Here is a 10,984-nt window from a genome sequence, read left to right as displayed (position 1 = left end):
CGGCGAGTGCCGACGTGGGTCGTTAGTGTTGCCCCATGAGCCCGTTGGACACGGCCGAGCTCGAGGCCATGATCGAAGAGGCGACTGTCGACGCCTACAACGAGGACGAGCAGCTGACCGGTCTGTTCACCCTGCTTGAGGAGCATCTCGACCTGCCCTTCACCACTGTGGTTCTCGGTGTCGAGGTGACCGTGGGCGGCATCGACGTCACGCCGGACGGGAGGATCGTCGCCCTGTGCTCTCGCGGCGGCATGCGGCAGTCGATCGGAATCCTGGATCTGCCTTTGCCCAGCCCGGCGCCCGAGGGTGCGCGGTGGATCGAGGCGTACCGTCACTGGGCCGGTTGAGGCCGGGCACCTCGTACCCATGCGGAACCGGTTGTGTGGAAGGGTTGGACATGGCTGACGCCGAACAGGGCACGCACCAGGAAGTCGGCGAACGGTCGCTGACCCACCTCATCGAGCGCAGTGCCGAGTTGAAAGGGCAGCTGGTCGCCTTCGGGCAGAGCTCCCGCTTCGACCGGTGGTTGACGCCCCTCCTGCTGGAGGCCGCAGGCCCAGAGCTGCAGCTGGACGAGGGCGAGGCGATCCGGATCGTCGACCACTTCATCCTGCGGTACCGCCTGCCGGACGGTTCGACGGTGGTGGACCGGTTCGTCGCCGGACGGAAGGACTTGACCGCGGTCGACCGGGAGATGTTGCTCGGCTGGCGTGACCCGGTTGAGGGCATCTTCGAGATCCAGCGCAAGGAAAAGGATGCCGTCGTCCTGCTGAACCTGGTCGACGACCTGGAGTACCACACGTACTCGAGTGTGGGACGGGCGGCATTCCGCGGAGTGTCCAAGGGGGGCTTCCTCCACACCTGCCTGGTACCGGTTCACTCGGCCGGCGGGGCGTGGCTGGTGTCCGGGTCGATGTCGAGCTACCCCAAGTCCAGCGCGACCGAGATCGCCCAGGCCGCTCTCCAACTGGCCACCAGCCGACCCGAACTGGTCTTCCGCAACCCCCAGAAGGTCGAGCAGGGGTGGCAGGCGATGCGGGAGGACCGGGCCGCGTTCGTCGAGTTCTGCGGCGGCGACGAACTGGCCCTTCCGCCTGCCGAAGCCCAGGACCTCCTCAACGCCTACTACCGCCACCGCCAAGAGGCCGCCGTCGCCGGACAGCCCGACCGCGCCCGGGGCAGGCGGCTGCCCGGCCCGGACCTGCCCTTCTTCGAGTTGCCGCCGGAACTGGCGGGCTCGGACACCATCGGTGTCATCTACGACCAGGTCGACGGGCTCAACTTCTACGCGGACTACGGAATGCTGCGAGACCTCTTCACGGACCCGGCGCTCGCGGGCCGCAGGCAGTACCAGGACCTGCTGCGCACGTATCTGCGCGAGGAGTCGATCGGGCCGCTCCCGATCCGCCGACTGGCTGCCGCGCACCCGGAGACGGCCGATGCTGTGTTCCGAAAGCTGCTACGGAAGCCCGGATTCACGTGGAGCGAGCACGGCGAGGCGCTGCTGCGCCGGCGTAAGCCCTGGTACTACGCGAACGAGCCCCGCCCTGGTGTCTCCGTCATCGGCGACCGCCTCAGCGCGCTTGCCGCCGGCCGTCGATAGTCACCGTTCGCGCGGCCGTGACTGCGGCGCAACACCGGTAGGTGCAGAGAGTGAGGCCGGAGGCGCTGGCGGTCGTGCTGGGCGGGCCCCCGTCTGTGAGACGGCTGCCGGGGCGGAAGCCCCGGCCCGGGGCCCCGGCTGCGGTCAGCATCACCAGGTGACCGCGCGTGATACGGAGGCGTGGAGCCGCAGGCGCGCCCGGCGGCCCGACCCCGGCTATCGTGATCGGCATGCCGTCCACGCACCTGCTGATCATCGGAGACCGAGCCGCCCTGAGCTGGGTGGTGACCGAGCAGCGGATGGCGTTCCCGGCGGGGCGGTCCACGGCGGCCCGAGCCCTGGAGGAGGGTGACGAGGTCTTCCTTTACACCACACGACTCTGCTTCCGGAACCCCACGCGCGACCTGGGACGTGTCATCGGCCGGGCTGTGGTTGCCAGTCCCGTGCGGGTCCTGGACGAGCCGGTCGTCTTCGGGGAGCGGACGTTCACGGAGGGCTGCCGCCTGGAGGTGTCCGGCCTGGCAGGCTTCCGCGAGGGACTGGTCCTGCGCGACCTGGTTCCGCGGCTGTCGGTCTTCCCCGACCCCGCCACGTGGAGCGTCCGCATGCGACGGGCGTCGCTGACGCTCCCGCCGGGTGATGCCAGCCTCGTGCGGACGGAGCTGAAGCCGCTGTTGCGGCCGTACGGCGAAGTCCGCGACGGGTACCGGTGGGAGCCTGCGTCGCTCTGAGCGTCGCCGTTCGCTGCGGGGCCCCGACCGGGAGCGATACGGTGTGGACGAAGTCTGAGTCCGGTGGGGGGACGCATGTCATTCCAGACGCCCATCACGATCGCTAGCGCGCTGGAGCGGATCCATCGCCGCGAGTACGTGTTGCCGGCGATCCAGCGGGAGTTCGTCTGGTCGCGCGACAAGATCACCCGGCTGTTCGACAGCCTGATGCGCGGCTACCCGATCGGCTCGTTCCTCATGTGGCAGGTCCAGGAGGGCAACGCCGGCCGCTTCACCTTCTACGACTTCATGCGCGACTACCACGAGCGTGACAACGCCCACTGCGCGCCGACGGGCCCCCTCGGCAGCCGGGCGGTCACGGCGATCCTGGACGGCCAGCAGCGGCTGACGGCCCTGAACATAGGTCTGTACGGGTCGTTCACCGCGAAGCTCCCGCGCATGTGGGCGAACAACCCCCTCGCCTACCCGAAGAAGTTCCTGTACGTGGATCTCCTGCACCGCGGACAGGACGACGACCTGGGAGTCGAGTACGACTTCCGGTTCCTGACGCCGGAGGAGGCCACGGCGGGGACCGAGAGCGGCGGCGCTCACTGGTACCGTGTTCAGGACGTGCGTGAAGTACGCACCGTCCGGGACGCCGTCCGCACCCTTCAGCACCGCGGGATCGTGGACAACGACACGGCCGGCGATGTGCTGAGCCGCCTCCAGGAAGTCGTCCACGTCGTCCCGACCGTGAACTTCTTCCTGGAGGAAGCGCAGGAGCTGGACAAGGTCCTCAACATCTTCATCCGGGTCAACTCGGGCGGGGCGGTTCTCTCCTACTCCGACCTGCTGCTGTCGGTCGCCACCGCGCAGTGGGGCGAGCGTGACGCCAGGGAGACCATCCACCGGCTCGTCGACGAGCTGAACGCAGTAGGCCAGGGCTTCGCCTTCAGCAAGGACCTGGTCCTCAAGACGGGTCTGGTGCTGCTCGGCAAGGGGGACATCCGCTTCAAGGTCGACAACTTCGACCGCGAGACCATGACGAACCTGGAGAAGCACTGGTCCGACATCGAGGGCGCCCTGCGTCTCGGTGTGGCACTGCTCGCTGACTTCGGGTTCTCCGGTGTCACGCTCACGGCCAACAGCGTGCTGATCCCGCTGGCCTACTACCTCCATCGCCGCAACCTGGGTGAGAACTACCGAACTTCGGAGGCGTTCCGGGACGACCGCGCGGCGATCCGCCGCTGGCTCCAACGCTCGCTCATGAAGTCCGGCGTGTGGGGCAGCGGTCTCGACCGGCTGCTCACCGGCCTGCGCACGACTCTGGAGAAGGAGGGCGGCCAGGGCTGGCCGACCGAGGCCATCGAACGTGAGATGGCCCGACAGGGCAAGTCGCTGCGCTTCGAGCCGGCCGAGATCGACGACCTCCTGGACCTCAAGTACGGATCGAAGCGGCTGTTCCCGATGCTGGCGATGCTGTATCCCGGTGTCGACACCCGTGACCACTTCCACGAAGACCACATCTTCCCGCGCAGCCTCCTGCGGTCACGGGCCAAGCTGCGCAAGGCAGGTGTACCCGAGGACGCGCTTCCGCTGATCGAGGACCGCGCGGACAGGGCAGCCAACCTGCAACTCCTCAGAGGAGGCGAGAACACTTCCAAGCAGGCCTCTCTGCCGGCCGACTGGCTTCGGAAGCACTTCCGGTCGGACGCCGAGCGGGAAAGCTGGCTGCGGGAGTTCGACGCCATCGGCCTGCCCGAGGACGTGACGGGGTTCCTGGAGTTCTACGACGTACGCCGGGAGCGCATGCGACAGCGTCTCGTGACCCTTCTGGACGTGCACGCCCGCACGGACCAGGAGCCGGCCGCCGTCGCACTGGAGGCCGGGCAGACGGTTCCGGACGATGAACCCGATCCGGGGAACGAGGGGCTGTAGGGCCGGGGAAGAACGGTCCGCTCGCCCGGCCGGTGAGCTGGTGACTCGCAACTCCTAACCGATTGGCCTCGGCTCGCGCTGACCGAGGCCGAGTTCGGCCCACACGGTCTTGCCGCCGGGCGGATACGGCTCGGTGCCCCATCGGTCGGCCAGGGTGGTGACGAGCAGGAGCCCACGGCCCGTTTCGGCGTCGGGTGGTGTCTCGAAGTCCGTCGACGCGGCGGGCAGTTGGTCGCCTCGGGCATCGGTGACGGCGATGCGGAGGACGACGACGCCGGCGGACGGGTGGTCCAGGGTGAGCGTGAGGCGGAAGTCACGGCCTTGGACGCGGCCGTGCAGGACGGCGTTCGCGGCCAGTTCGGCCACGATCTGCTCGGCACGCTCAGTGACGGTGGGGGACACCTCCCAGCAGCGCAGCTGCTCGTAGGTGAGCAGGCGGGCGAGTCGGGCTCCGCGGCGGGTGGACGACAGCTGCTGCGCGAAGTCGCGTAGGGGGGAGCGGAGCTGAGGCGTGGTCGTGTTCATGGGGCCACGGTGGCGGGCGCACGGGAGCGTGATCCAGGGGGGCGGCCCGTACGGTGCGTCAGCGTACGGGCGCGTTCTGTGGACGGTACGCGAAACCTGCGGTCACGCTGGGTGTTGTCCAGTGCTGGGACGACGGCAACGGCTGGCAGCGGCCATGCAGGCAGGCATCGGAGGTGACCGCGTATGACGGGCGGTGGCGTGGGGGCGAGTGATGAGCTGACGGTGTGCGAGGTGGAACGGGAGCCGGACCCGTCGGACAGTCTGCGGACGTTCGGAGCGGTCGTCCAGGCCCTGCGGGAACACGCAGGGTACAGCAGGGCCGAGTTCGGGGAGCTGGTGCGGTTCTCCAAGCACACCGTGGAGTCGGTGGAGTTGGGGCGGCGGATGCCGGACGAGTCGTTCGTGGAGCGGGCGGAGGAGGTGCTGGGGAACACCGGGGCGCTGCGGAGGGCTGCTCGGTTCCTGACGAGGGGAGAGGCGGGGCTGGCGGCTTGGTTCCGGCGGTGGGCGAGGCTGGAGCGGGTGGCGGTGAGTCTGTGCACGTATGAGTGCCGGTTGGTGCCCGGGTTGTTGCAGTCGGAGGGGTATGCGCGGGCGCTCTTCGAGAACCGGATTCCGCTCCTGACGGACGAGCAGTTGGAAGCACAGGTGGCGGCGAGGCTGGAGCGGCAGACGATGCTTCGGGAGCGGTCGACCGTCCCGTTCAGCTTCATCGTCGAGGAGGCCGTCTTCCGGCGCAGGTTGGGCGGCGTCGACGTACTGCGCGGCCAACTGGAGCACGTATTGGAGCACACCGCTCCTCGCAACGTGACCCTGCAAATCGTGCCTCTGGAAGCCGAGTATCACTCGTGCATGGACGGCCCTTTACGGCTACTGGAAATCCCTGAGGGCAGGCGGCTCGCGTACTCGGAAGGGCAGGAGAGCGGACGGCTGATCACTGGGCCGAAAGAGGTAAGCCTCCTCCATCAGCGCTATGACACACTGCGCTCGCAGGCCCTGAACCCCAAAGACTCGCGGGGTCTGCTGGAGCGACTGCGAGGAGAGCTATGAGCACGACGGAAATCGTCTGGTTCAAGTCCAGCTACAGCGGCAGCTCGGGAGACGACTGCGTCGAGGTCGCGGTCACCGCGCAGGCCGTTCACGTTCGAGACTCCAAGGATGCGATGCGCACTCCCCTTGCCCTGGGCCGGGACGGCTGGTTGCGCTTCCTGGACTTTGTGGCGGAGGCCTGAAGGCACCGCGTCACGGTGGCAGGCCCGCATGCGCACGCCACCGTGACGCGCCAATCGGCTCTTCGCAGTTGGGGGTGTAGTCGGGCTGCGCACGTGGCTGGCGGTCGGCGCTCTCTCAGCCTTCCCCGTCGCGTTCCTCCTCGTCCCCGAGCAGACGGCGCGCTCGCTCGGCGATCCCGCTGGAGAGTTTGCCCGTTACCGAGCTGGCCCGGTCGAGGGTCTCGTTGCCGAGGCTGATGGCGGCGTCGACGCTTTTTGCTCCTGTCTCGAGCGCCTTGTCCCTCGCCTCCGCGGCCGCGTCCACCCATCGTCTCGTCTCCGAGGACTGGCGACCGGACTCAATCCCGAGCCGCCCGTGGAAGTCATGGACGCTGGTTACGACATGGTTGCTGGACTTGACTACAGCCGGGGACTTGATTGGGTTCAGCAGCACCTTCGCGTTGGCCGTGCCAGCAGCCGCATCCATCCGGGCCACCAGACGCTCGGTGCTCCGCGCGATGAGATCCAGCCGGTTCCGGCGTGCAGCCCGAAGCCCGAGACGATGCTGGTCCAGCTCGTCCGGAGCCGCGTCGAGCACTCGGTCGAGTTCGAGCACGGCGATCGCGTCCTGCAGTTGGAAGCAACGAGCCAGCACAGCGAGCCACTCCTGCGTCTTGGACTCGGCTTCCTTGGCCATCGTGGCGAGATCGCCGATCTTGGTTTTGTGCTCCATCTTTTCCGCGAGTGCGTCGAGTTGACGCAACGCGTACGCCTGGGTGTCTGCGATCGTCGCTGGCGCGGCCTGCACCTTCGACCACGTGACCTCGGAGACCCGGCCCACCTGCTCTCGGATGGTCATGGTCTCCTCGATCATGAGGTCCACTCCGATCATGCGGGCCACCACGGCGTCCTTCTGGGCGCGGAGCACGTCATCGACCTTTTCGTCGATCGTGGCGAGATAGTCGGTGATCTCATCCATGGTCTGCTGCATCGCGAGCTGTGCCATGATCCCCGCAGCACCAGACAGAAGCGCCGGGTTGGTGAGGAACGAGCCGGCCCCCTTCTCGATCTGGAGCCATGACTTGATCGAGCCAGGTTTCCCCACCATCGCATGGCTGACGCCTGGTGTCTTGCTTTCCATCAGCCCGAACTTCTTGACACGCTCCGCGGACTCCTGGGTCAGCTTCACCCAGCGACCGGAGGCGGCGGCGATCTCCGAGCCTGCCTGCGCGGCTGCAGCCCCGGTACCGAAGACGGACTGGAGCCGTTGCAGTCCGAGGTCCTTGGACGGCAGTCCCTCCGAGACGAGGAAGCGTTCGACATCCGTCGCATTCCCGATGACCGCCAGTCCGTCACCGTCACTGATCAGCTGAATCTCGTTGTCCATCGCCCGCTCCTGAAGTGGCTTCTCGCAGTTGAGGACGGTCGGGGTGCGCGCGGCGATCGCCGGGCGGTCAGGCAGGGTGCCGGGGCCCGGGGGCGGGGTGAGGGTGGAGGTGAAGTTCTCGCCGTCCACCAACGGGTTCTCGAGGCTGACGCCGGCTGCGGCCATGCGATCGTACTCAGCGAGGATCAGGTCCTTGGTGTGGTATGTGCCGTACTTCGCCTCGTCCTTGCGGCGGGCGATGGGGAAGGTGTCGAGCACGTAATCGGCGTCCATCCGGGAGAATCCGTAGAGGTGGAAAAAAAGGGCGTCCAGTTCGGCCCGCGTCACGGTACGTCTGTGGTCGTCCCAGCAGAACGGGGCGGCGGTGTCGCCCAGGTCGCGTGCGAACGGCGCCATATCGTGTGCTGTGTATGTGAGTTCAGCGACACGCGGCACGATGAACTCGCGGTGCCGTCCGAGATCGTCCGGGAACGGTATGGGCACTTGCTCGAACGTGCTCTGCGGAACGCTCGGCTGGCTGAAACTGTTCCGCAGAGCGTAGTCATAGGGGAACGAATTGTATGCGGCTACCAGAAGAGCGAGCTGTTCGGCGGAGGGACCGAACGACAGAGTCCATCCGTAGGAGACCGCTCCCCACGGCAGGAGTGTGGCGATGGACGTGCGCTCGTCGTTGTTGCGTGCGATACGCCGCTGCCCGAGCAGCGCAGTCTGGCAGTCGGTACGTCGGCGTTGCTGACGCCTACGTGTCTCCTCACGGGATACCCAGTACTGGGGCTGCACGGTGAAGTCGGCGGTTGCCAGCTCGAGTCGGGTCGTCTCGTGCGATCCCGCCGAATCGGAGAAACGGTGGTTGTACTGGTGTCCCATGCGCCCCTCGTAGAGAGGTAGCATCTCGTCGCTCTCTTTTGTGAAGCGGTTACCGACAAGGGTCCAGCCCGCGGCTTCGAGTGACGGGCGGGTGTGGAACAGATGCGCGTCCTGGGACATGTGGAACATCCGTCCCAGCGAGATGCCCCAGCGGTTGCCGTCGGTGCCGTGTGCTCGGATTAGAACCGGGACATGGCGGTAGAGGGAGAGGCAGAGCTCGGCGTCGTGGCGGGACCGGAAGACGGGGCACGTGCCCGTGTTGGGGTTGAGGAGGGTGATCTCCTCCGGAGCGAGAGTGAACGTCTTGTCCCCGTCATTCAGCTCCGCCGGGTCATGGAGGAAGAAGGCGAAGCGTGCAGCCGGTTCGCGGAGGGCGCGGCCGGTGAGGGATAGGATGCTGAATTTCATGCGCGAGTCAACGGCGGGGAACAGTCCGCTGCGATTCTCGAAGTCGTACAGAGCCGCGATGGATCCGTTGCGCACCAAATCCTTGAAGAAGAATTGGGTCGTTGCGTCCGTCGCGATACCGGTCGGCACGATGACGCCCATGCGGCCGCGTCGTCCCATGAGTCGTCGGCCACCCTCTGAGAAGGCGGCGTACGTGTTGACGGTCCCCAAACCCGTGAGGGGATAAGCGGCCGAGTCTCTGATGAAGTGGGCTTCGCCATCTCCCTGCCGCTTGGTCGCCGAGAACTCTTCCGCCAGTTCCTGATTCGTGCGTGGCAGCGCTGCGATGAGTGCACGGCGCGTCGCGGCATTGGCGGCGGTCGCGATGGCGGTGTCCCGCTGGGCGAAGAACTCCTGTTCCTGCAGCTTGATGCGCTCCCACGGCGGATTCCCCAACACACAGGAGAAGCCCCCAGCCCACCCCACCCACGGATCAATGCCCCCGCCCGCAGCCTCCGAGACCGCGAACACCTCCGGAAACTCCAGGTGCCAATGGAAGAACTTGTACTGCTGGGCAAGCCGGATGATCTCGTCGTTCGTGCTCACGGGGATGCCCGCGCCCGCGCTCTGGAGGTCGCGGAAGACCCCCTCCGTCACCGGAGTCGGCGCGCTCTGGAACTTGGGCCAGACGAAGGCCGCGCACCAGGCGTCGCCGATGTGCAGCGCCCGGAGATAGTCCGTCGACTGCTCCAGTTCCCGGAAGCGGCTCGACTGGAGGCGGACGTCGCGCAGGGTGTCCGCTGAAGCGGCAGTGATCTCACGCAGGCTCGCCGCGAATGCCGCGTTCGACACCCAGATGCGCTCTTCCGTGTGGAAGCTCAGCTGGCCACTCCGCTCGGCCGCGTTCCGCTTCTTGATGGCCGCCGCGATCTTCTTGTCATCCCCCTCGATCGGCTTGAACGCATCATCAGGGATGCCCTTCGCCAGCAGCGCCGGCGTAGCCCCGATCAGCGCGTTGCCGTGCTTGACGTGGGCGTCCAGGAAGCCCAGCGGCTTGCCCGGCTCCAGGGCCTCCAGCCACAGCGACACCTTGGCCAGCTCGACCGCCATCGGGTTGAGGTCGACACCGTAGATGCAGCGCGCGACCACCTCGTGCAGCGCGTGCCGCACCGCGTCGATCGTCGGCTCCGGGTTCTGCTCCCGTACCGCCGCCACCCGCTTGGCGATCCGCCGAGCCGCAGCCACCAGGAAGTGGCCGGAGCCGCAGGCCGGGTCGCAGACCGTCAGGTTCAGCAGTTCCTCGACGATGGCCGGGCCTGGGTCCGGTTGGCCCGAGCGCGTCGCCCGGATCTCGCCGCGCTTCACCGCGTCGTCGATCACCGGGTCCAGCGCCGAGTCCAGCAGGCACTCGATGAGGGAGGACGGGGTGTAGTAGGAACCCGTTGTCTTCCTCGCGTTGCCCGCCAGTTCGACCAGCTCGAAGGTGCGCTCGCTCGCGTTGTGCTTCGGGACCAGCTCCAGCAAGGACTCGTAGATCGAGCCCAGCTCCTCCGCGTCCAGGTGGCGGTAGTCGACCACCCGGTTCCGCTTGCTACTCGTGTCCCGCACGATCGACAGCGCCCGGACCGCCTCCAGCAGCGGCTCGTTCGACAGGGACAGGCCGTGCAGGACCTTGTCCGCCTCCGTGTCGTCGAAGATGCCGCCCAGGCCCGGCAGGCCCAGCTCCGGCAGGCCGTCATCGTTGCCCAGGCCCGACAGCACGAAGCGCAGCGCCTGGTACAGGTCACCGTGGGCCGTACCCCGGCGGCGGTGGGCGTGCCGGCGCAGGCGGGCCGAGGAGAAGTACGCGGCGTAGCGCTCCCTCGCCGTCTCGTCCGCCCACGGGGACAGCAGGACCTCGCGGTCCTCGGCGACGAACAGGAACAGGAGCCGGTAGACCAGGCGCAGCAGCGCGTAGTGGAAGGTCTTGACCTCCAGCGACTCCCGCAACTCCCGGTTGTCCGGGTGCTTCAGGAAGCCCGTGCCCAGGGTCGTGATGGCCCGCTGGACGCCCTTCCTGAGCTGGTCCAGAGCACGGGTGCCCTGGGCGATCGCCTCCGTGCGCCACTTCTCCAGCCAGCACGTCGATGGCGCCGCGTCCTCCGCGACCTCGAAGCGGGACACGTGCAGCAGCTGGTACAGCAGCACGAACTCGCTGAACAGCTCGCCGTCGAAGATCGCCTCCAGGTCGAACTCGACGTACGACGCCGTGGCCAGCGCGCTGGAGTCCCGGAGCAGCCGGACCTGGCGGCCGTTCGTCAGGATGCCCCACAGGTGGGCCTCGGTCCGGTTCAGGCACTCCTGGAGCATCGACTGC

The 10,984-nt window shown here is 67.5% G+C and carries 8 protein-coding genes and 1 pseudogene; 6 read left to right on the top strand and 3 right to left on the bottom strand.

Annotated features, from left to right (window positions below; genetic code table 11):
• Positions 1-35 precede the first annotated feature (35 nt).
• The 4 genes from ACWC2T_RS31120 (at position 36) to ACWC2T_RS31105 (ending at position 4,251) form a co-directional block, all read left to right on the top strand.
• Positions 36-347 (top strand): calcium-binding protein, encoded by a 312-nt coding sequence (locus ACWC2T_RS31120; protein WP_450673672.1) that lies wholly within the window; start codon positions 36-38, stop codon positions 345-347.
• Positions 348-397: 50 nt separating this feature from the next.
• Positions 398-1,603 (top strand): hypothetical protein, encoded by a 1,206-nt coding sequence (locus ACWC2T_RS31115; protein WP_450673671.1) that lies wholly within the window; start codon positions 398-400, stop codon positions 1,601-1,603.
• A 230-nt stretch (positions 1,604-1,833) separates the two neighbouring features.
• Positions 1,834-2,334 (top strand): hypothetical protein, encoded by a 501-nt coding sequence (locus ACWC2T_RS31110; RefSeq protein ID WP_450673670.1) that lies wholly within the window; start codon positions 1,834-1,836, stop codon positions 2,332-2,334.
• A 75-nt stretch (positions 2,335-2,409) separates the two neighbouring features.
• Positions 2,410-4,251 (top strand): DUF262 domain-containing protein, encoded by a 1,842-nt coding sequence (locus tag ACWC2T_RS31105; protein ID WP_450673669.1) that lies wholly within the window; start codon positions 2,410-2,412, stop codon positions 4,249-4,251.
• 54 nt (positions 4,252-4,305) lie between these two features.
• Here the strand turns inward: ACWC2T_RS31105 and ACWC2T_RS31100 are convergent, their stop codons facing one another.
• A complete protein-coding gene (locus ACWC2T_RS31100; RefSeq protein WP_450673668.1) occupies positions 4,306-4,776 on the bottom strand; it encodes an ATP-binding protein in 471 nt (156 codons plus the stop codon).
• 183 nt (positions 4,777-4,959) lie between these two features.
• Here ACWC2T_RS31100 and ACWC2T_RS31095 point away from each other — a divergent pair, with 183 nt between their 5' ends.
• On the top strand, positions 4,960-5,826 hold the full coding sequence (locus tag ACWC2T_RS31095) for a helix-turn-helix domain-containing protein (RefSeq protein ID WP_450673667.1): 867 nt from the start codon (positions 4,960-4,962) through the stop codon (positions 5,824-5,826).
• Positions 5,823-6,008, top strand: coding sequence for a DUF397 domain-containing protein (locus tag ACWC2T_RS31090; protein WP_450673666.1), 186 nt, complete (start codon positions 5,823-5,825; stop codon positions 6,006-6,008). The genes ACWC2T_RS31095 and ACWC2T_RS31090 overlap by 4 nt, the downstream gene beginning before the upstream one ends.
• A gap of 115 nt (positions 6,009-6,123) precedes the next feature.
• On the opposite strand, the gene ACWC2T_RS31085 is transcribed toward ACWC2T_RS31090, so the two are convergent.
• Both ACWC2T_RS31085 and ACWC2T_RS31080 read right to left on the bottom strand, forming a co-directional pair.
• A complete protein-coding gene (locus ACWC2T_RS31085) occupies positions 6,124-7,374 on the bottom strand; it encodes a hypothetical protein (protein ID WP_450673714.1) in 1,251 nt (416 codons plus the stop codon).
• 1,677 nt (positions 7,375-9,051) lie between these two features.
• Positions 9,052-10,977, bottom strand: a pseudogene (locus tag ACWC2T_RS31080) (Eco57I restriction-modification methylase domain-containing protein); the annotation flags it as partial.
• Between the last annotated feature and the right edge of the window lie 7 nt (positions 10,978-10,984).

It is taken from the genome of Streptomyces sp. NPDC001393, from assembly GCF_053597455.1.
This window is presented reverse-complemented; position numbering and strand designations above follow the sequence as displayed.

Bases quoted from the DNA above. Each gene is read 5' to 3' on its own strand.
- ACWC2T_RS31110 (WP_450673670.1), top strand. From the start codon at position 1,834: ATGCCGTCCACGCACCTGCTGATCATCGGAGACCGAGCCGCCCTGAGC.
- ACWC2T_RS31100 (WP_450673668.1), bottom strand. From the start codon at position 4,776: ATGAACACGACCACGCCTCAGCTCCGCTCCCCCCTACGCGACTTCGCG.
- ACWC2T_RS31105 (WP_450673669.1), top strand. From the start codon at position 2,410: ATGTCATTCCAGACGCCCATCACGATCGCTAGCGCGCTGGAGCGGATC.
- ACWC2T_RS31090 (WP_450673666.1), top strand. From the start codon at position 5,823: ATGAGCACGACGGAAATCGTCTGGTTCAAGTCCAGCTACAGCGGCAGC.
- ACWC2T_RS31095 (WP_450673667.1), top strand. From the start codon at position 4,960: ATGACGGGCGGTGGCGTGGGGGCGAGTGATGAGCTGACGGTGTGCGAG.
- ACWC2T_RS31120 (WP_450673672.1), top strand. From the start codon at position 36: ATGAGCCCGTTGGACACGGCCGAGCTCGAGGCCATGATCGAAGAGGCG.
- ACWC2T_RS31115 (WP_450673671.1), top strand. From the start codon at position 398: ATGGCTGACGCCGAACAGGGCACGCACCAGGAAGTCGGCGAACGGTCG.
- ACWC2T_RS31085 (WP_450673714.1), bottom strand. From the start codon at position 7,374: ATGGACAACGAGATTCAGCTGATCAGTGACGGTGACGGACTGGCGGTC.